Here is a 21,904-nt window from a genome sequence, read left to right as displayed (position 1 = left end):
TGTTTGGAGTGAGATTATGAGAAAAAAACTTGGATTATTGGAGGAACGTATTGGGTATCATTTTGATGAGTTTCATTTGTTAAAGAATGCCATGACACACAGTTCCTATGTAAATGAAAAACATCTGCCAAAATATGAATGTAATGAACGTCTGGAATTTTTAGGAGATGCTGTATTAGAGATCGTATCCAGCGATTTCTTATTTCACGAGCATACAGAGATGCCGGAGGGGCAATTAACGAAGCTCCGTGCAGCTATGGTGTGCGAAAAGAGCCTGGCGTATTGTGCGAAACAGATCGATCTGGGAGAGTATCTGTTACTTGGCAAGGGCGAGGATGCAACCGGAGGAAGAAAGAGAGATTCTGTAACATCCGATGCATTGGAAGCATTGATCGGGGCAGTGTACCTCGATGGTGGTTTTGCTAATGCAAAAGAGTTCATCCACAAATTTGTGCTTAACGACATGGAGAATAAAAAGCTCTTTTATGATAGCAAGACTATCCTGCAGGAGATTGTACAGGCAAAGTATTCGGGAAGTATGACGTATCATCTGTTAGGTGAGGAAGGACCGGATCACAATAAGTCCTTCAAAGTATCTGTATTTATCGGCAAGAAAGAATACGGAATCGGTTGCGGCCGTACAAAGAAAGCGGCAGAGCAGGATGCGGCATACAAGACAATTCTGATGCTGCGTGAAATGGATAAAGAGTAGGTGTTGTATGTATTTAAAAAGCATTGAAGTACAGGGCTTCAAATCGTTTGCAAATAAAATCGTATTTGATTTTCATAACGGTATTACAGGCATCGTAGGTCCGAATGGAAGTGGTAAGAGTAATGTTGCCGATGCCGTGCGATGGGTTCTTGGCGAACAGAGAGTTAAGCAGCTTCGAGGCGGCAGCATGCAGGACGTTATCTTTTCCGGAACAGAGAACCGCAAGCCGTTAAGTTACGCTTATGTGGCAATTACGTTGGATAATTCTGATCATCAGCTCGCGGTCGATTACGAGGAAGTGACTGTAGCGAGAAAGTTGTATCGTTCCGGTGAGAGCGAATATCTGATCAATGGTCATTCCTGCCGTTTGAAGGATGTGAATGAGCTTTTTTATGATACCGGTATTGGTAAAGAGGGATATTCGATCATCGGCCAGGGACAGATCGACCGTATCTTAAGCGGTAAGCCGGAAGAACGAAGAGAACTTTTTGATGAAGCAGCGGGTATTGTGAAGTTCAAACGCCGTAAGAATATGTCATTGAGGAAGCTGGAAGATGAGAGGCAGAATCTGGTCCGGGTCAATGATATTCTGAGTGAGCTTGAGAAGCAGTGGGAACCTCTGAAAAAACAGTCAGAGACAGCGAGAGAATATCTGAAAAAGAAGGAGTCTTTGAAGACCTTTGATATCAATATGTTCCTTCTGGAAAGCGAACGCCTGAAAGAGCAGATTCGTGATATGGAGAATAAGATTCAGACTGCTAAGGGTGAACTTGAGAAGGATACTGCGGACTATGACAATATGAAGACCGAATATGAGGCTGTTGAGGAAGAGATGGAACAGATCGATGAGTCCATTGAAAGTTATAAGTCCAAGAAGAATGAGACAAGCCTTTTGAAACAGAATCTGGAGAATCAGATCGCTTTGTTAAAGGAGCAGATCAACAGTGCACAGATGAGCGATGAACATTTCGCTCAGCGTTCTAATGCAATCCGCGAGGAGATAGAGAGCAGACAGGCTCAGAAACAGGATCTGCAGGAAGAGGAAAGAGGACTGCAGGAACAGTTATCTGAGCAGCAGAAAAAGGAAACGGAATCGAAAGTAAAGCTTGCTGCATTACAGAGCCAGATCGGTAAGCTTGGTGATGATATTGAAACCTGGAAAAATGACATGATCGAGCTACTCAATAACCGTGCTTCTACGCAGGCAAAAGGACAGCGTTACGATACGATGTTAGAGCAGATTCAGGTGCGTAAGTCAGAGATCCAGAGCAGGCTGCTGACTTCTCAGAGCGAGGCTGGCTCTGTACAGGAGAATCTGCAGTCTTATGAGCAGGAACTGAAAGAGATTTCCGATAAGATCATTGAACTGACAGAATCCAATCAGGCGAATGAAGATGAGATTGCGGAGATTCAGAAGGAAATGCAGGGCAAATCCGAAGAACTGCGTAATAGCCAGACTTCATATCACAGAGATAGATCCAGACTGGAATCTCTGCGCAATATCACAGAACGCTATGACGGATATGGCAATAGTATCCGTAAGGTTATGGAGTGCCGTAACAGAGAACCGGGTCTTCTTGGCGTTGTGGCGGATATCGTAAAGGTGGAAAAGGCTTACGAAGCGGCGATCGAGACAGCACTTGGCGGAAGTATCCAGAATATTGTTACAGATAATGAAGACACGGCTAAACGAATGATCGGATTTCTGAAAAAGAATAAATATGGACGTGCGACATTTCTGCCATTGACCAGCGTGTCAGCAAGAGGCGGTCTGAACCGTCCGGAGGTATTAAAAGAAACTGGTGTCATCGGACTTGCAGATACGTTGGTAAAGGTAGATCCAAAGTACCGGGAGCTTGCAGCAAGCCTTCTTGGAAGAACAGTGGTTGTAGACAATATTGACCGTGGGATTGCGATTGCAAGAAAGTATAAGCAGTCCCTGCGTCTGGTCACACTGGAAGGAGATCTGTTGAATCCGGGCGGATCTATGACTGGTGGAGCATTTCGTAATTCCAGTAACCTGCTAAGCCGCAGGCGTGAGATTGAAGATCTTGAGAAACGTGTAGCACACTGGAAAGAAGGCATGGAGCTGCTGGAACTGGAGACGGAAGCACTCCGCGCCAGAAGAACTGCCTGTTATACGGCTATGGATGAAGTACAGAAAGAATTGCAGGAAGCTTATGTTGTTCAGAATACAGCTAAGATGAATGTGGATCAGGCATCCAAACGGATCTCGGCGGCATTGCAGGCAGCTAAGCAGGCAAAGGATGAGACGGCGGAACTGAATCAGCAGATTGCAGATATCGGAGATAATCAGGGAGCTATTGCACAGGAGTTACAAGATTCTGAACAGATGGAGCAGGAGATTAACCGCAAGGCTTCTGAGGGGCAGAAAGCACTGGAAGAACTTCGCAAACAGGAGAGCAGCAAACAGAAGGAGACAGAGAGTCTTCATATTGCCACTGCCGGTCTGGAACAGCAGTTAGCCTTTATCAGAGAGAATACTGCACGTATAGAAGAAGAACTGGTCAAATTTAAGGAAGAACAGGAAAGTCTGGTGAATAATCAGGATCATGCATCACAGGAGATACGTGAGAAAGAGAAAAAGATTCAGGATATCAGACTCACCATTGAAGATTCCAAAGATCTTTTCGCTGAGATTGAAGCAGAGATTGAGAAATCAGTTCATGAACGCGAAGAATTGAACAGACGTCACAAGTCTTTTCTAAAGAAACGCGAGGATCTGTCCGGACGTATGTCAGATCTGGATAAAGAAATTTTCCGTCTGGAAAGCCGTAAGGAAAGTTATGAAGAGGCTGCTGACAAGCAGATCAATTATATGTGGGAAGAGTATGAGCTGACTTATAGCCATGCTCTGGAACTGCGCAACGAGAATCTGACAGATCTGGCGATGATGAAGAAAGAGATTCAGACACTGAAAAGTGAGATCAAAGCACTGGGACCGGTGAATGTCAATGCTATTGAAGATTTCAAGAATCTGTCCGAACGATATGATTTTTTGAAAGGTCAGCATGATGATCTGGTGGAAGCAGAAGCAACACTGGTGAAGATTATAGATGAATTGGATGAGGCGATGCGCAGACAGTTTACCGAGCAGTTTGCACGGATTGCCAAGGAGTTTGATCTTGTATTTAAAGAACTTTTTGGCGGCGGCAAGGGCACGCTGGAACTGATGGAGGATGAGGATATTCTGGAAGCGGGTATCCGTATCATTGCGCAGCCACCGGGCAAGAAACTGCAGAATATGATGCAGCTTTCCGGTGGGGAAAAGGCACTGACGGCAATCTCGTTGTTATTTGCTATTCAGAACCTGAAACCATCACCGTTCTGTCTGCTGGATGAGATTGAGGCTGCGCTGGATGATTCTAATGTCACCAGATATGCCCGGTATCTCCATAAGCTGACAGAACATACACAGTTTATTGTAATTACCCACAGACGAGGTACGATGACAGCGGCAGACCGTCTGTATGGAATCACCATGCAGGAAAAAGGTGTGTCCACACTGGTATCCGTAAGTCTGCTGGAGGATGAATTAGATAAGTAATTGACAGGAGGAAAGTATGTCAGAAGAAAAAGGTTTTTTTGGACGTCTGGTAGAAGGACTTAATAAGACCAGAGATAATATCGTATCCGGAATGGACAGCGTATTTGGCGGGTTCTCTTCCATTGACGATGATTTTTATGAAGAGCTGGAAGAGGTTATGATCATGGGAGACCTTGGCGTGACAGCGACCTATGATATTCTGGATGACCTGAAGGAAAAGGTCAAAGAACGTCACATCAAAAATCCGGCAGACTGCCGTGAACTGCTGATTGAGAGTATCAGAGATCAGATGAGCGTAGGCGCGGTAGAATATGAATTTGAGGAAATGAATCCGGTAATTATGGTAGTCGGAGTTAACGGTGTCGGTAAGACGACTACGATCGGTAAGTTGGCAGGACAGTATCATGCACAGGGTAAGCGTGTTATCGTGGCTGCTGCAGATACTTTTCGTGCTGCTGCAGGTGAGCAGTTAAAGGAATGGGCAGACCGCGCACATGCAGAACTGATCGGAGGACAGGAAGGCTCTGATCCGGCTGCAGTTGTATATGATGCGGTAGCGGCAGCCAAAGCGAGACATGCGGATATTCTGCTGTGCGATACTGCCGGAAGACTGCACAATAAAAAGAATCTGATGGAAGAGCTGCGTAAGATGAACCGTATCATCGACCGTGAATATCCGGAAGCATGCCGCGAGACGCTGGTTGTACTGGATGCGACGACTGGTCAGAATGCGTTGCAGCAGGCAAAAGAATTTAAAGAAGTTGCAGACATTACCGGTATCATTCTTACCAAGATGGATGGAACAGCTAAGGGAGGTATCGCTGTAGCTGTACAGGCTGAGCTTGGTATTCCGGTCAAATACATCGGTGTAGGCGAGAAGATGGAAGATCTGCAGAGATTTGACCCGGATCAGTTTGTAAAAGCATTGTTTACCCCGGAAGAGGAAGATGGTGAAGAGGAATAGACATTTAAAATAATAAGATACAGAACAGATGGCGGAACAGACATACGAACGAGGAGGAAACTATGCTGACATTAGAGAAGTTTGAAGAGGCCAGTGAGGTGGTCAAAAAGGTAACCAATCCTACCAAGCTGTTATACAGTGAATATCTGAGTGAACAGACCGGAGGCAAGATTTATCTGAAGCCGGAAAATATGCAGTTTACAGGTGCATACAAGGTGCGTGGTGCTTACTATAAGATCAGTACCCTGACAGAAGAAGAGAGAAACCGCGGACTGATCACGGCATCTGCAGGAAACCATGCGCAGGGCGTGGCATATGCAGCACAGAAATTCGGCTGCAAGGCAATCGTGGTAATGCCGACAGTCACACCACTGATCAAGGTTAACCGTACCAAGAGCTATGGCGCAGAGGTCATTTTGCATGGAGATGTATACGATGATGCGTGTGCATATGCTATGAAGCTTGCCGAAGAAGAAGGATACACCTTTGTACATCCATTTAATGATCTGGATGTGGCTACCGGACAGGGATCCATTACCATGGAGATTATTCAGGAACTTCCGACTGTTGATTATATTCTGGCACCAATCGGTGGTGGCGGTCTGATCACAGGTGTATCTACGCTTGCTAAGATGCTGAATCCGAAGATTAAGGTGATTGGTGTGGAGCCTGCAAATGCAGCCAGCATGACAGCAGCGTTAAAAGCCGGAGAACCTGTAGAACTTGACAGTGCAGACACTATTGCAGACGGTACTGCTGTTAAGAAAGTTGGCGATAAGAATCTGCCGTATGTACAGGAGAATGTAGATGATATTCTGTTGGTGGAAGATCATGAACTGGTAACCGCTTTCCTTGATATGGTAGAAAACCATAAGATGGTTGTAGAGAACTCCGGACTCTTAAGTGTGGCAGCGTTGAAACAGTTAGATCTGAAGGGTAAGAAAGCAGTTGCGATCCTCAGTGGTGGTAATATGGATGTGATCACAATGTCCTCTATCGTACAGCTTGGACTGATCCAGAGAGACCGTATCTTCTCTGTAGCAGTACAGCTTCCGGATAAGCCAGGTGAGCTTGCCAGGGTAGCATCTATCATTGCAGCAGCAAAAGGAAATGTAATCAAGCTGGAGCATAATCAGTTCGTATCTACCAACCGCCATGCGGCAGTAGAGCTTCGGATTACGATGGAAGCATTTGGAACCGGGCACAAGAAAGAAATACTTGCGGCATTGGAAAAAGAAGGCCTGAAACCGCACGAGATTGATGCGACATTATAGGATAACAACTCAACATATCTGTATCAGTGAATATAGTATGGTAAAAGTGGCAGTACAGAGAATAATCTGTGCTGCCGTTTTGTTTATCTCAGTGGGAGTCTAATCTCCGACTGAGATAAACGCTCCGCGAGGATGCGCAGTGATTCTGATAAGAATATGTCAGCTTCGCTGACCAGAATCACGCGCCAAGTCTCACGGACGTTCGACTTGAATAGGGGAAAGTGCTAAATTGTTCGTGAAACGACCTTGACAGAACATGTATTAATGTATACAATGATACAAGATTGTTTCATACAAAGGTGAATGCTTAATGAGGAGTGAAGACACATGGAGAACAGAAAAGTATATTTAAATAAACATTCTAATCTGCTGCAGCTAGAGGAGCATATGTATCCATTGGTAGATGTGGATACACCAAACGTGTTCAGGAATCTGTTTCATTATGATGAAATTCCGAAGATTGCGTTTAATGACAGAATTGTACCACACTGTATGCCGGATGAGATCTGGATTACAGATACTACGTTCCGCGATGGACAGCAGTCAAGAGCACCTTACAGTACTCAGCAGATCGTAGACATTTATGATTATTTTCATAAACTTGGAGGTCCGAATGGTAAGATTCGTCAGAGCGAGTTCTTCCTGTACAGTAAGAAGGACCGTGACGCTGTGTACAAATGTATGGAGCGCGGATATAAATTTCCAGAAGTAACAAGCTGGATCAGAGCTAGCAAAAAAGACTTTGAACTGGTAAAGGATCTTGGTATGCCGGAGACAGGTATTCTGGTAAGCTGTTCTGATTATCATATTTTCTATAAAATGAAAATGACCAGAAGAGAATGTATGAATCATTATCTGTCCGTGATCAGAGAATGTCTGGAGACCGGAGTAAGTCCAAGATGTCATTTGGAGGATATTACCAGATCAGACATTTACGGGTTTGTGATTCCGTTCTGTCTGGAATTGATGAAGTTGATGGAAGAGTATCAGATTCCGGTGAAGATCCGTGTCTGTGATACGATGGGCTATGGTGTAAACTATCCGGGAGCTGTGATCCCGAGATCTATCCCTGGTATTGTCTATGGTCTTCGTGTACATGCGGGTGTGCCGAGTGAACTGATCGAGTTCCATGGTCACAATGATTTCTATAAAGCAGTCAGCAATTCAACGACAGCATGGCTCTACGGAGCAAGTGGCGTGAACTGTTCGCTTTTCGGTATCGGAGAGCGTACCGGTAATACACCGCTGGAAGCAATGGTATTCGAGTATGCACAGCTTCGGGGAACGCTGGATGGCATGGATACAACCGTAATCACAGAACTGGCTGATTATTATGAAAAAGAGATTGGTTACCGTGTTCCGTCCAGAACACCGTTCGTTGGTAAGAACTTTAATGTAACAAGAGCAGGTATTCATGCAGATGGTCTGCTGAAGAATGAAGAGATTTACAACATCTTCGATACAGAGAAGTTCCTGAACAGAGCGCCACTGGTAGCAGTGTCTAATACATCTGGGTTGGCAGGAATTGCTCACTGGATCAACAGCTATTTCCATTTGCCGGAGGAAAAACAGGTAGATAAGAATACAGAACTGGTAGCTATGGTAAAGAGCTGGGTAGATGAACAGTACGAGGGCGGACGTGTTACGGTACTGACTGATGAAGAACTGCTGGGAGTTATTGATGAAGCGTGCGATCAGTTAGGCGTTTCGATTATATAGTTATGGAGAGATGTAATGATGGAAGAATATCAGGATCAGTCCCTGCGGGGAAAGGTATTTCAAAAAATCAGAGAAGAAATTTTATCGGGGGTCTATCAGGATGGTGAAGAGCTACGAGAAGTCACATTGGGAGAGAAGCTTGGCGTAAGCCGGACGCCGGTGCGAGAGGCACTCAGGCAGTTGGAGCTGGAAGGTCTGGTAACGATCGTTCCGAATAAAGGTGCGTATGTGACGTCCATTTCCAGAAAAGATGTAGAAGATATTTATAAGATTCGGTCACTACTGGAAGGCCTCTGTGCCAGATGGGCAACCAAGAATATTACGGAACAGCAGATTTTAGATATGGAAGAGACGTTACTCTTATCTGAATTTCATCTGAAACGTAATGGGAAGGTAAAGACTATCCAGGTATCAGAACTTGACAGCAAGTTCCACAAAGTACTGTATGAAGCATCCAACAGCCGCATTCTGGAGCATCTGCTGACAGATTTTCATAAATATGTTAAGATGACCAGACAGATGTCCGTTGGAGCGCCGGATCGTGCAGAGCAGTCTATCGAAGAACACCGTGCAATTCTGGATGCGATTAAAGCAAAGGATGCTGATCTTGCAGAAAAATTAGCGGACGAACATGTCATGAAGGTAATGGAGAATCTTCATATCGAAGGATAACATCGAAGGACAGAAAAGGAGAAGCATAATGGCAAAGATTAAGATGACAACCCCTCTCGTAGAGATGGATGGTGACGAAATGACAAGAATCCTCTGGAAGCTGATCAAGGAGAATCTTCTGGAGCCATATATTGATCTGAATACAGAGTACTATGATCTGGGACTGGAATACCGTAATGAGACGAATGACCAGGTGACCGTTGACGCAGCTAATGCGACTAAGAAATACGGTGTTGCAGTGAAATGTGCTACGATCACACCAAATGCAGCCCGCATGACGGAGTATGACCTGAAAGAAATGTGGAAGAGCCCGAATGGAACGATTCGTGCGATTCTGGACGGAACCGTATTTCGTGCTCCAATCAAGGTAAAAGGTATCGAACCGTATGTCCGTACCTGGAAGAAGCCGATTACTATTGCGAGACATGCATATGGGGATGTATACCGCGCGAGTGAAATGAAGATACCGGGACCAGGAAAAGCAGAACTGGTATATACCGCAGAAGATGGTACGGAGACGAGAGAACTGATCCATAATTTTACAGGAGAAGGCATCATTCAGGGAATGCATAATATCAACGCATCAATTGAGAGCTTTGCAAGAAGCTGCTTTAACTATGCATTAGATACGAAGCAGGATCTGTGGTTTGCAAGCAAGGATACGATCTCCAAGAAGTATGACCATACATTCAAAGACATTTTCCAGGAACTGTTCGATACAGAGTACAAAGACAAATTCGAGCAGGCAGGAATTACGTATTTTTACACACTGATCGATGATGCAGTGGCAAGAGTGATGAAATCTGAAGGAGGATACATCTGGGCATGTAAGAATTATGACGGAGACGTGATGAGCGATATGGTATCTTCTGCATTTGGCTCCCTGGCAATGATGACTTCTGTACTGGTATCTCCGGATGGTTATTATGAATATGAGGCAGCGCATGGTACGGTACAGAGACATTATTACAAGCATTTGAAAGGGGAAGAGACTTCGACCAACTCTGTAGCAACAATCTTCGCATGGACAGGTGCACTCAGAAAACGCGGTGAGTTGGATGATAATGCAGAACTCATGGCATTTGCAGATAAACTGGAAAAGGCTACAATTGATACGATTGAGGCAGGTGAAATGACAAAAGACCTGGCACTGATCACTTCACTTGAGAATCCGACAGTGTTGAACAGTGAAGACTTTATTAAGGCGATTGCAAAAAGATTGTAATATACCACGAATATGATATTGAGTAAGAAAGGCAGGATGTTAAGGTATCCTGCCTTTTGCTGTGCGTATGAAATTATGTATGATGGTTTTTAGTATTGAATCTCCTGCAGATACATACCCTTTGGATCACAAGGAAGTGACGCAGATTCTTCGCCGCGAAAGATTGCGCGGATATCACTGACCGGGCGTTTCTCCAGACCGATATCGATCAGTGTACCTATGATCAGTCTCTGCATATTGTGGAGAAAATCATTGGCCTCAATGGTAATCTGCATTTCTTCAGGGTCTGCATAGATTTCGATATTATAAATCTCTTTTACAGTGGATTTTGACTTACCGGCAGAGGTAAAATTGCGGAAGTCGTGTTTGCCGATCAGAAGATCAGCCGCCTCATCCATCAGTTCTTTATCCGGATGACGGAAGCAGTGGTATGCATACTTACGGTCAAATACGCTTGGTACAGCACCGGTGATCATGCGGTACACATAGACCTTACGTTTGGCGTTAAGCTGCGCATGAAAGCGTTCCGGCATTTCCTCAATATCAGTGATGGCGATGTCCATCGGAAGATAACGGTTCAGATACCGCTGCATCTCTGTAAGATCCATTCGGGATGATGTCTTGAAATTCGCTACTTGTCCGTAGGCGTGGACGCCGACTTCAGTACGCATGCCGCAGAAAAGTTCCACATCTTCACCGGACATTTTCTTGATTACATCCAGAATCTTGTTGGAAATGGTATTGGTTGATTCATTTTTGCCCAGACGTGACCAACCCTGATAACGGCTGCCGTCGTACTCTATAGTTAAACGTATATTTCGCATAATTGACACCTCTATTATAAAATGTGATAATTAACAGTATTGAAAACACATACAGTATAGCAGAAAAAGCTTTCCTATGTCCAGCGGGATACAGGAATTTCATATGTGGTTCGAGATGGGAAAGGAGTGGGACTATGAATTTGATTGATATGCATTGTGATACCCTGTGGAAAATGATACAGCAGAATGAGTATGATCTGATGGAGAATCCGTGGAGCGTCAGTATTCCTGCGATGAAAGAAGCCGGGACACTGGCACAGTTTTTTGCATGTTATACCTGCCTGGAAGAGCAGAATATGGATTATGAGAAATGTTACAAGCAGGCACTGGCTATGATAGAGCTGTTAAAGAAAAACTGCGAGAAATATTCTGAAGAAATATGCATGGCAGGAAATTATGAGGACATACTGAAAAATGAACAGAACGGTCAGATATCAGCAGTTTTAACAATAGAAGAAGGGGGAATTATTAACGGGAAGGCGCAGCGTCTGGAAGAATTGTGGGAGAAGGGTGTACGTCTGATGACGCCGATGTGGAACTATACAAACTGTCTGGGGCATCCCAACAGTCGGGAGCCTGAACTTATGGCAAAGGGACTTACAAAGTTTGGTAAAGAGATCATAAACCGTGCCGGAGAGTTGGGAATGATTATTGATGTGTCTCATGCATCGGATCAGTCTTTCCTGGATATTCTGGAATGTACAGACGGTCCGGTTGTCGCATCACATTCTAATTGCCGTGCATTATGCAGGCATCCAAGGAATCTGACCGATGAAATGATCCGCAGACTTGCAGAAGCTGGAGGTGTAGCCGGATTGAATCTGTTCCCGATGTTTCTTGGTGAAAACCTGTCACCAGGCATGGAACTGGAAGCAATGGCAGCACACGTTCTCCATATGATCAATGTCGGAGGAGAGGAATTTCCGGCAATCGGTACGGATGCAGATGGATATAGTATACAGGCATACGAGCCAATCCAGAAGGTATCTGATATGTCGAAATTATGGGAGATGCTTCGTAAGAAAGGTGTGAGCGAGGATCAACTTGAACGTATATGGAGAACGAACGCGGTGAATGTTTTGAAAAGAATCGGTTGAAAAAAATGTTCGTTCATCGTAGTATAGAGAAAGGCGATAATCTCTGATTAATATATCAGATCAGAAAAGAGAGGATTAAGTATGGAAAGAGGAAAAAAACGTGTGGTGGATTCGCAGCTGGAAAGTGTTCATCTGGTAAGAATGAATCATTTGAACAGTGCGGGGCGTCTGTTCGGAGGCCAACTGATGCAGTGGATTGACGAGACTGCGGCAATGGCAGCAAAGAGACATGCACACAGACCGATCATTACAGCATCGTTTAATAATCTGCAGTTTCTGCGGGGGGCTTATCCGGGTGATACAGTAGTGCTCAAGGCAAAGATTGTCTATGCAGGACATACATCTATGGATGTTAAAGTGGAGACTTATGCAGAGACGGTAACAGGAGAACAGTTTCTGATTAACTGTGCATATGCAACAGAGGTAGCAGTTGGGGAAGATGGCAAGCCAACGATAGTTCCGGAACTTATCATTGAGACGGAAGAGGAACAGTATGAATGGGATCGAAGCGTATTGCGCAGAGAGTTGAGAAAGAAGCACGGCTAAGAGGAGGACGACACAATGAGTACGATCACATTAATCGGAGCAGGACAGATGGCATCAGCACTTACCTATCCATTATTTGAAAATGGACATGAAGTGCGTTTGGTAGGAAGTCCATTGGACGATCAGGTAATAGACAGATTGAGAGAGGATAACTATCATGTTAATCTGCTTCGCACACTGCATGACGGTATTCACTATTACAAAGAGTGCGAAAAAGAAGAGGCAATTCAGGGAACAGATTTGATTGTATGTGGTGTATCAAGTTTTGGTGTAGACTGGTTTGCAGATAAGATACTTCCGATACTTGATGAGAGAATCCCGGTAATTTCTGTGACAAAAGGAATGCTGGATTATGAAGATGGAACGATGCAGACCTATCCGGAATACTGGACGAGTAAACTACCAGAAGGAAGTAAACAGGAAATCTATGCGATCGGCGGACCTTGTACCGCAAGAGATCTGGCAGATCATGATCCGTCTTTTGTCGGATATTGTGGACCGAAGATGGAGACATTGCGCTGGATTCGGAGTCTGTTTGCAACCGATTATTATGTGATCAGTCTGACATTAGATGTGGTAGGACTGGAGTGTGCAGTTGCTTTAAAAAATGGATATGCACTGGGAACAGCACTTGCTATCGGTATGGCTGAGAAAGCAGGCGATGATGGAATTAATCACAATAATTCAGAAGCAGCTCTGTTCCAGGAGAGTGTAAAGGAGATGCTGGATCTGCTTAAAATTGTCGGTGGAGGTGTGGATAATATCATGTATGCTGCCGGCGATCTGAACGTAACAGTTGCAGCAGGACGAAGCCGTACAGTGGGACTCCTCCTTGGTAAAGGACTGTCTATCGATGAGGTTATGGAACAGCTGAAAGGGCAGACACTGGAAGCGGTAGTTATTGCTACAAGAACCGCTCGCGCAGTGAAAGCCCTTGCAAAAGCAGGAAAGGTGAAAGAGTCTGATTTTCCGTTGCTGATGCATGTGAATGCGCTGCTTAATGAGGGGGCGACGCTGGATATTCCATGGACGGATTTCCAGAAAGAAATGTAAGCAAGAGATATAGTTATAGGAGTAAAACATGAGTGGATATGATTTAATCGCGTTTGATATGGATGGAACGCTTCTGACAAGTAAAAATAAAGTAAGTGAATCTTCGCGGGAGGCAATTGCGAGAGCCGTTGAACTGGGGAAGAGGATAGCGGTCTGCACAGGACGGGCAGTTGGTGAAATAGAACCGTATGAGGAAAATGAACTGCAGAATGTGCGGTATTTTGTGTGTGAAAACGGAGCATTGCTTTATGATTCGGAGACAAAGGAAATTTTATCATCAACTGTGATTCCAGATGAAATTGTTGAGAAAATCATAGACATTATAGATGGCGAAGACTGTATGCTGATTGGCTATTCAAAAGGTCGCAATCTTGTAGACAGCATCGATGCTGAGCGTATGGATTATTTTTATGTTACGAGATACAAGGAGCTGCAGCGTAAGACCGGCAAACATTATGATGGCCTGTATGATGCATATCGCAAAGAACATTTTCCGATGGAGAAAATGAATGTATATGCATCAAGCGTTGAAATACGAGACAGATTGTTTGAGCAAATCATTCGATTGCCAGTGACGGTAGTCTATGCGGAGGATACAGGATTTGAGATTTCGCCGCTTCATATGTCAAAGGGGATTGGGTTAAAGCAACTGTGTGAAATCGTTAAAATACCACTTGAACATACGATTGCAGTGGGAGATTCTGATAACGATGTGAAGATGATGAAGGTGGCAGGACTGCCTGTGGCAATGGGCAATGCGCGAGAGTGTGTACGAGAAGTCTGCAAAGTGAGTGTGGCCGATAATGATCATGGAGGCTGTGCAGAAGCAATTTACCGGTATCTGTTGGGTGGACAGAATGAATAGACAACATGGGATGACTGAATAAGAATTAGATAATTTTCATAACAAAATATTAAGAAAAGAAGTCATTTTTTACGTAAAATTACGCGAAAAATGGCTTCTTTTTGTATATAATACCAATCTTTGCATTTTAGCTGCATTTGATGGGACTTTTTGAGAGATGAGAGTATGACTTATAATATGGCTATCGAGGAGGACAGCATGAACAGAAGAAGTAACAAAATATTACGGGAATTGATTTTAGGCAGCAGACAGAATGTTACGGAACTGGTTGAAAAATACAAAGTACAGGAGAGATCTATTCGTGCGGATATTAAGGAATTGAATGATGCATTGATAGAATATGATCTTCCGGTAATTCAAATTGGGTCTGATGGAGAGGTATTTTTTGATACAGACGTCCGAGTTGATGTGCACGCCTTTGAAAAATTTATTTGTGAGCATACATTTTATACATACTTTTTATCTAAGAACGAGAGAGCAGCGGTGTTGGTAATGATTCTGCTAAACGCAAAAGGATACGTTACGGTAGAACAGCTGAAAGAGATAATCGGAGTCAGCAGAACCACACTTCTTCGTGATCTTCCGGAAATCAAAAAATGGTTTGAAGAAAATAAAATGGAACTGATTTCGCAGGTACACAGAGGTTACATTGTTAATGTGCCGGAATTAGATGTAAGAAAAGGCATATTAAAACTCCTTGAAGTCAACGGAGATGACAATGAATATGAGACGGGATACAGTTTGGGAGCATTCTGGTGTTTGATGGTTCGCCAGATGGACAGGATGGGTATATATAACGATATAAAACAGCTGATTATTCAGGAAGAGGAAGAGAGCCAGACATTTCTTTCGGACTATTCTTTCTTTGAAGCAGTGAGGGAACTGACGTTGGCTGTAAATCGTATTCATAATAATCAAATCATTCCTGCATATTATGAAGAAAACTGGAAAAATCTCAGACGAAGTTCCAAATATGAATTCAGCAGTAATTTATTTGCAGTTATAGAAAAAAGATATAGTCTTGAGATTCCTGAATCAGAGATTTTGTATTATGCAGAATGTCTAAAGGGAAAAAGTTATCTGAAAGACAGTAAATCTAATAAGGCAAATGCATTAGATATCCGCCTGTTGATTGCAGAAACTTTATATCATATATCAAATTGTTTTGGAATTGACTTTTATCTGGATTTTTCACTGTATGATTTGCTGGTAGCGCATATGAGGTCAGCTGTATTCAGATTGCAGTCAGGAGAAATGCTTAAAAATCCATTGAAAGAATCTTTGCTTCAGGAATACCCGGAAATCTTTGCGATTATTCGGGAAAATGTCGGAAGCCTGGAAGAGTATATAGGAAAAGAGTTTTCAGAAGACGAGATGTCTTTTATGGTTTTATATTTTGCATCTGTACTGGAAAAAGAAAAAGCAGAAAGCTCTAAGAATTCCAAAATTAAAGTTGCATTGGTATGCGAGACCGGAAGAGGTACAGCGCAATTCATGTTGGCAAAGCTGCATACATTAGATGAGATGATCGATATTGTCAGTGTCTCGTCTGTGCATAATACCAAAGAAATTCAAAACAGTGGGGCACAAATGATTGTTTCAACGATCCCATTGGAGAGTGAACTGCCATGTGTGGTTGTTAGATCTGCAATATTGAATACTGATGATTTGCTGGATGTGCAGCGCAAGGTATTTGAATTAATAGAAGATGATGGTGATAAAGAAATACCAGAAATGCAGCTGGATGTAATCAATCCGGTAGAATCTGATATTCAAGGTGCTTTTTACAATCTTCTGTCACAGGACAGAGTGATGGTTGATTATGAAGCGGATGACTGGGAGGATGCTGTCAGACAATCTGGAATACTTTTGAGAGATAGCGGTGCCGTGACAGATGCTTACGTAGATGCAATGGTGGAAAACATAAAAGAAAATGGTCCTTATGTTGTAATATGGCCGGGAACAGCACTTCCGCATGCGGACTGCCTGGAGGGAGTTAAACAAGAAGCAGCTTCGTTGCTTAGATTAAAAAACCCGGTGGATTTTCATCATGAATCGAATGATCCGGTGAGATATCTTATAGGAATAAGTATACAGAGTGCTGAAAGTATTAATTCTGCATTATATGATGTCATGATGATCTTCGGAAATGAAAAGATCAAACATATGCTGGATCGAATGCCGACAGCAGAAGAATTGTTACATGCGATTAATAGTCTGAAGACTGTTAAATAGATAATGCAATCAATGTCACGTATGATGGATTGACAAAAGAGGAGGATGACGATGAAAGCATTAGTAAAATACGCAAAGGGACCTGGAAATTTGGAAATCCGAGAGGTTGAGGAACCGAAAGTAAGCGGTGATCTGGTTAAGATCCGAGTAGTATATGCAGGAATCTGTGGTTCAGATCTTCACACATGGGCAGGTGAGTATGCCAGCAATAAACCACCGGTTACACTGGGTCATGAGTTTTCGGGTATTGTAGAAGAGGTTGGACCAGATGTAAAAGAGTTAAAGGTGGGGGACAGAGTAACAAGTGAGACAACATTTAAGACCTGTGGCAAATGTATCTATTGCAAAAATGAAGAATATAATCTCTGCTCATCAAGACAGGGACTTGGTACACAGGCTGATGGTGGATTTGCGGAATATGTAATTAACCATGAAGCGAGAATCCATAAACTTCCAGAAAAAGTAAGTCTGTTACAGGCATCTTTGACGGAGCCTCTTGCATGCTGCGTACATGGTGCCATGGAAACATCACAGGTTAAGCCGGGTGAGACGGTATTGATCTTTGGACCGGGAGCTATGGGACTGCTGACCGGTATGGTATGTAAGTCACAGGGTGCGAAAGTAGTTATTGCCGGTCTTACTAAAGATGAGAAGAGATTTGAAGTTGCAAGAACACTTGGATTTGATCGTATTGTTGATCAGATGAAAGAAGATCTGGGAACTGTAATGAATGAGATGACAGATGGTATCGGACCAGACAAAATCTATGAATGTTCCGGTGCTATTCCGGCATTAAATCGTTCATTTGAGCTGATTCGTAAAAAGGGTGAGGTTGTCCAGATTGGTGTATTTGCAAAAGATATCAATGAAGTCAACGTAGGTATTTTCTTCCCAAAAGAAATTCATTATATGGGAACCAGAACGCAGAAGCCGAGTGCATGGAGAACGTCTTTACAACTGATGGCAGAGGGACTGGTACATCCGGAGAAGGTAGTAACTATGATTACAGATCTGGATAACTGGGAAGAAGGATTTACGAAGAGTAAAAATGCAGAGGAAGTAAAGGTAGTTATTCAGGTGTCTGATACAGACGAAAAATAAGAAGATTTTATTATATCTAACAAAAGGAGTAAGAAGTATGGAGATTTTAAAGGAAAATTTAGAGAAAGGTTACCTTGTGGCCAAGGTGGATGCGACTGATAAATTCGGGGTGTTGCGTGAGATGGGCAATGTGCTGGTTGAAAAAGGATGGGTAAAAGATACTTACCCAGGGGCAGTCATTGAACGAGAAAAAGTATTCCCAACAGGCCTTCCGATGGAAGCTATGGGAGTGGCTATTCCACATACAGATGCTATTCATGTTAATAAGAAAGCTGTGTTCTGTGGCATTCTTGACAAACCTGTGGACTTTGTGGTTATGGGAGATGATGAAGCAACTGTATCCGTTGAAGTGATCTTCATGCTCGCTATTATGAAGCCAAATGATCAGATCGAAATGCTTTCTAAACTGGTAGAAACCTGCCAGAACGTATCTGTGTTACAGACCGTAAAAGCGGCAGAAGACATGGACACAATTGAGAAAGTTATGGAGAAGCTTATGGCATAGCTTATTCCATGATTTTATAGACACTTTAAGGAATACAAAAGAAAGAGAGGATGAGAAACTATGAGTATTATCACAAGCGCGGTTCAATACATTTTGGACCTGGGAGCAAGTGCCATGCTTCCTATCATTCTGACAATCTTCGGACTGATTCTTGGTCAGGGATTTGTCAAGTCATTCCGTGCAGGTTTGACAGTAGGTGTTGGTTTCATCGGAATTAACCTGGTTATCGGACTGATCAGCAGTTATGCAGGAGCAGCAGCGCAGGCAATGGTTGACAGATTGAATTTAAGCCTGAATGTATTGGACGTAGGTTGGCCGGTAGCAGCATCTATTACTTGGGCAACGCCAATTGCTGTCTTGTTAATTCCGTTATTGTTCATCGTTAATATGATTATGTTAGCTCTTAATATGACAAAGACTATGGACGTTGATATTTGGAATTACTGGCATTTAATTTTTGCAGGCGGTGTAATTTATTACGCAACAGGAAGCCTTCCGCTTTGCCTGCTGTGTGCACTGATCCACGCTGTAGTTACTTTCAAGCTGGCTGACTGGACAGCTCCAGCAGTAGGATCTTTCCTGGAACTGCCGGGTGTATGTCTGCCACATGCTGAGACTGTTGCTTGGGCACCAGTATGCTACGCATTGAACCGTGTATGGGACAAGATTCCTGGATTAAACAAAGTCAATGTTACAGGAGATACATTAAAGAAGAAACTTGGTTTCATTGGTGAGCCGATGTTCCTTGGTCTTGTTCTTGGTCTTATTATTGGTGCACTTGCCGGATACGATTCAAAACAGGTTATCCTGACAGGTGTTAACATGGCTGCAGTACTTGTACTTCTTCCTAGAATGGTATCTCTGCTTATGGAAGGTCTGATGCCTATTTCAGAAGGCGCAAGAAACTTCATTCAGAAGAGATTCCCAGGAAAAGAAGTATACATTGGTCTGGATGCAGCTGTAGCTACAGGACATCCAACAGTTGTAACGGTATCCCTGATCATGATTCCTATTACACTTGCACTGGCAATTATTCTGCCGTACAACAGATTACTTCCGTACGCTGACTTTGCGGTACTTCCATTCACAGTAATCTGGGCAGTAGTTGCTTCCCGTGGTAACATCGTACGAAGCGTACTTAGCTCTTCAGTTATGATGTGTGGTATCCTGTTTATCGCTACTAACATGGCTGAGGCTACAACAGCAATGGGTAAAGCTGTAGGATTCGCTTTCCCAGAAGGCGCAACACAGATTTCAGGTATCGATGCATCATGCCATATTCTTGTATGGGTATTTGCTAAGCTTTGTGATCCAGCTAACATGCCAATGTTCATTGCGGGTATTGCTGTAGCAGTTATCTACTTTGGACTGTGGTACTGGACAAGAAATGACGTTAAGGCTCAGGTTGAGGCCGCTAACGCAGCAAAATAATTAGAGCATAATTTAAAAGGACTTTAAAGGTTGAATTGAAAGGAGATATCTATCTATGAAAAAAGTAATCGTTGCCTGCGGAACAGGCATTGCAACATCAACAGTCGTATGTGTAAAGATTAAAGAGGCACTTGCAAAAGCAAATGTACAGGCGGAAATCGTTCAGTGTAAAGTAGCTGAGATTGAGTCTAAGATGGCTGGAGCTGATCTTATTGTAACTACAACAAGCTATTCAAATGACAAGATTCCGGTAATCCGTGCACTGTCTTTCCTGACGGGTATTGGAATGGAACAGGATATTCAGAAAATTGTTGACATTTTAAGTTAAGCAGTGCCTGCAAGTTAGAACAGATTTGTATACACGCAGTTAGACAGTTGAGGTGAAATTGAAATGAATTTAAGTTTAAAGGGTAAAACAGCCGTAGTAACCGGCGCAGCTAAGGGTATTGGAAGAAGTATCGCAGAGAAGATGGCTGAAAGCGGTGCAGCTGTGGGAATTATTGATTTTGATAAAGCTACAGGATTTGCGGCTCAGGAAGAATTCACAGCAAAAGGATATAAATGCGTGTTCGCAGCAGCCGATGTCTCAAATTATGAGTCTTTGGTTCAGGCAAAGCAGCAACTGGTAGATGCTTTTGGTAAGATAGATATTCTTGTGATTAATGCAGGTGTCAGCAGAAAACATACAATTGCTGAGATTGAACCAGCAGAATGGGAGAGAGTTATCTCTATCAATCTGAGCGGATCATTCTATACAGTCAAAGCTTTTTATGATTGTTTTGCGGATAAGAAACCTGAAGATGAAGGACGGATTATCTTTGTAACCTCTGGTTCCGGTATTACCGGAACCGGAGGAGGAGCACATTATGCTGCATCCAAATCAGGCCAGCATGGTCTGATGCGTACGGTATCGAAAGAATTCGGTAAGAACGGCGTGAATGTAAATGCCATTGCACCACGTGTTATTGTTACGGATTTGTTTGATACGTTATATCCGACAGAAGAGTCAAAGGAGCAGCTGATGGCTAAAATCCCGATCGGAAGATTTGGATATCCGGACGATATTGCAAATCTTGCATGTTTCCTGGCAGCTCCAGAGAGTTCTTATATACATGGTCAGATTATTCTGATGGATGGCGGACGAACTCTCTAAAATATAACAGATAAGAAGGATGATTGATTATGACTGAAACAAAGACACAGGAAACAAACAGGACAGTACAGACACAGCCGATTGCGATTAAGATGCATTATATCTGCGATTCGGATTACGTTTCTAAGATAAATAAATATGCTGCGATTTTAATTGCGGTTATGACGGCAGCATTTGTACTTACCGGTACACATTCCTGCCAGAGCATTAGCGATCTTGCCGTATACTTAAGCTGGTTAGTATATTTTGTTCCGCTTTTATTCGCATGGATCGGCATTGCGACTTCTATGAAGATCACGGACGAAATGACAGTAAAACAGCATAAGAACGGACCGGCAAGACTTTGCAGATGTGGCGTGTTTGGAGCACTCTTTGCTGGCGTTACAGTTTTCAGTTGTATTTATTTCATGATAACCGGCGAATATGATCAGATTTCAGCTGAAATCGGGATGACATTCCTTGGAATTCTGGAATGTGCGTCTGCTGTCGGAGTAGCAGTTCTTTCAAGAAAACTGCTTTCTCAGGTTGAAGAAGTTCCGGTTATGGAAGAGATAGAGCAATAATTTTCCCTTCATTTATAATGTAGATAATATCCTGGTGGTTTTTGACTGCCAGGATATTTTTTGTTTCAGAAGCGTCAAAACGGGATAAGAAGATTTGAGGAATTTGTAGAAATCTTGAATATATTAGTAGAACTCCAATTTGATTTTTTTCCTTATATACAGGACAGTGGCTGAGCAAATGTGGCAGTCGACCATTGTTGCGTGTTGGGTAATTACATGTTATAAAAAGAATAATGAGAGATATATCACACCTCCGGGTGCCAGAAGATAATCTGACATCTGGAGGTGTTTTTTGTATATCTCTTATTGTTCATATTTTAAACCATTAGAATATTTAAACAAAAACATATGATTAATTAACCCAAATTCATGTAAAACTAACGGAAATCAATTGGAC

Annotated in this window: 19 protein-coding genes; 18 read left to right on the top strand and 1 reads right to left on the bottom strand. The window is 43.0% G+C overall.

From position 1 onward, the window contains the following. Nucleotides 1–16: 16 nt before the first annotated feature. The 7 genes from rnc (at nt 17) to DWZ93_RS03795 (ending at nt 10,134) form a co-directional block, all read left to right on the top strand. The gene (rnc, locus tag DWZ93_RS03825) at nt 17–712 is read left to right on the top strand and encodes a ribonuclease III (protein ID WP_118452014.1); all 696 of its coding nucleotides are present in this window, start codon (nt 17–19) and stop codon (nt 710–712) included. 7 nt (nt 713–719) lie between these two features. Beyond that, complete coding sequence (gene smc, locus DWZ93_RS03820) at nt 720–4,280, top strand: chromosome segregation protein SMC (RefSeq protein WP_118452013.1); 3,561 nt, start codon at nt 720–722, stop codon at nt 4,278–4,280. A 16-nt stretch (nt 4,281–4,296) separates the two neighbouring features. Further along, a complete protein-coding gene (ftsY, locus tag DWZ93_RS03815) occupies nt 4,297–5,244 on the top strand; it encodes a signal recognition particle-docking protein FtsY (RefSeq protein WP_118452012.1) in 948 nt (315 codons plus the stop codon). A gap of 62 nt (nt 5,245–5,306) precedes the next feature. After that, complete coding sequence (gene ilvA / locus DWZ93_RS03810) at nt 5,307–6,518, top strand: threonine ammonia-lyase (protein WP_118383502.1); 1,212 nt, start codon at nt 5,307–5,309, stop codon at nt 6,516–6,518. 327 nt (nt 6,519–6,845) lie between these two features. Beyond that, nucleotides 6,846–8,237, top strand: coding sequence for a 2-isopropylmalate synthase (locus DWZ93_RS03805; protein ID WP_118452011.1), 1,392 nt, complete (start codon nt 6,846–6,848; stop codon nt 8,235–8,237). Between the two features lie 18 nt (nt 8,238–8,255). After that, a complete protein-coding gene (locus tag DWZ93_RS03800) occupies nt 8,256–8,909 on the top strand; it encodes a GntR family transcriptional regulator (RefSeq protein WP_118383563.1) in 654 nt (217 codons plus the stop codon). A 28-nt stretch (nt 8,910–8,937) separates the two neighbouring features. After that, the gene (locus DWZ93_RS03795) at nt 8,938–10,134 is read left to right on the top strand and encodes an NADP-dependent isocitrate dehydrogenase (RefSeq protein ID WP_118452010.1); all 1,197 of its coding nucleotides are present in this window, start codon (nt 8,938–8,940) and stop codon (nt 10,132–10,134) included. 89 nt (nt 10,135–10,223) lie between these two features. Here the strand turns inward: DWZ93_RS03795 and truA are convergent, their stop codons facing one another. Further along, nucleotides 10,224–10,958 (bottom strand): tRNA pseudouridine(38-40) synthase TruA, encoded by a 735-nt coding sequence (gene truA, locus DWZ93_RS03790; RefSeq protein WP_118452009.1) that lies wholly within the window; start codon nt 10,956–10,958, stop codon nt 10,224–10,226. Nucleotides 10,959–11,092: 134 nt separating this feature from the next. On the opposite strand from truA, the gene DWZ93_RS03785 reads away from it, so the two are divergent. The 11 genes from DWZ93_RS03785 (at nt 11,093) to DWZ93_RS03735 (ending at nt 21,507) form a co-directional block, all read left to right on the top strand. Beyond that, nucleotides 11,093–12,055 carry a dipeptidase gene (locus DWZ93_RS03785; RefSeq protein WP_118452008.1) on the top strand — a complete coding sequence of 321 codons (963 nt, stop codon included), beginning with the start codon at nt 11,093–11,095 and terminating at the stop codon, nt 12,053–12,055. 81 nt (nt 12,056–12,136) lie between these two features. Beyond that, a complete protein-coding gene (locus DWZ93_RS03780) occupies nt 12,137–12,601 on the top strand; it encodes an acyl-CoA thioesterase (RefSeq protein WP_118383507.1) in 465 nt (154 codons plus the stop codon). A 15-nt stretch (nt 12,602–12,616) separates the two neighbouring features. Beyond that, a complete protein-coding gene (locus DWZ93_RS03775; RefSeq protein WP_118452007.1) occupies nt 12,617–13,654 on the top strand; it encodes an NAD(P)-binding domain-containing protein in 1,038 nt (345 codons plus the stop codon). Between the two features lie 28 nt (nt 13,655–13,682). Beyond that, a complete protein-coding gene (locus DWZ93_RS03770) occupies nt 13,683–14,519 on the top strand; it encodes a Cof-type HAD-IIB family hydrolase (RefSeq protein ID WP_118452006.1) in 837 nt (278 codons plus the stop codon). A gap of 198 nt (nt 14,520–14,717) precedes the next feature. After that, nucleotides 14,718–16,754 (top strand): BglG family transcription antiterminator, encoded by a 2,037-nt coding sequence (locus DWZ93_RS03765; protein WP_118452005.1) that lies wholly within the window; start codon nt 14,718–14,720, stop codon nt 16,752–16,754. Nucleotides 16,755–16,805: 51 nt separating this feature from the next. Continuing rightward, nucleotides 16,806–17,855 carry a zinc-binding dehydrogenase gene (locus DWZ93_RS03760; protein WP_118452004.1) on the top strand — a complete coding sequence of 350 codons (1,050 nt, stop codon included), beginning with the start codon at nt 16,806–16,808 and terminating at the stop codon, nt 17,853–17,855. Nucleotides 17,856–17,892: 37 nt separating this feature from the next. Beyond that, nucleotides 17,893–18,360, top strand: a complete 468-nt coding sequence (locus tag DWZ93_RS03755) for a PTS sugar transporter subunit IIA (RefSeq protein ID WP_118452003.1) — start codon at nt 17,893–17,895, stop codon at nt 18,358–18,360. A gap of 60 nt (nt 18,361–18,420) precedes the next feature. Then, complete coding sequence (locus DWZ93_RS03750; RefSeq protein ID WP_199665873.1) at nt 18,421–19,791, top strand: PTS galactitol transporter subunit IIC; 1,371 nt, start codon at nt 18,421–18,423, stop codon at nt 19,789–19,791. A 55-nt stretch (nt 19,792–19,846) separates the two neighbouring features. Next, the gene (locus tag DWZ93_RS03745) at nt 19,847–20,119 is read left to right on the top strand and encodes a PTS sugar transporter subunit IIB (RefSeq protein WP_118452002.1); all 273 of its coding nucleotides are present in this window, start codon (nt 19,847–19,849) and stop codon (nt 20,117–20,119) included. 63 nt (nt 20,120–20,182) lie between these two features. Further along, entirely contained in the window at nt 20,183–20,944 is a 762-nt protein-coding gene (locus DWZ93_RS03740) for an SDR family NAD(P)-dependent oxidoreductase (protein ID WP_118452001.1), read from the top strand. Nucleotides 20,945–20,973: 29 nt separating this feature from the next. Continuing rightward, a complete protein-coding gene (locus DWZ93_RS03735; protein WP_118452000.1) occupies nt 20,974–21,507 on the top strand; it encodes a hypothetical protein in 534 nt (177 codons plus the stop codon). The last annotated feature ends 397 nt before the right edge of the window (nt 21,508–21,904 follow it).

Source organism: Dorea sp. AF36-15AT (genome assembly GCF_003477705.1).
Lineage (GTDB): Bacteria > Bacillota > Clostridia > Lachnospirales > Lachnospiraceae > Claveliimonas > Claveliimonas ammoniilytica.
Note: the sequence above shows the minus strand (reverse complement) of the source record. Positions and strands in the feature narration are given on the sequence as shown.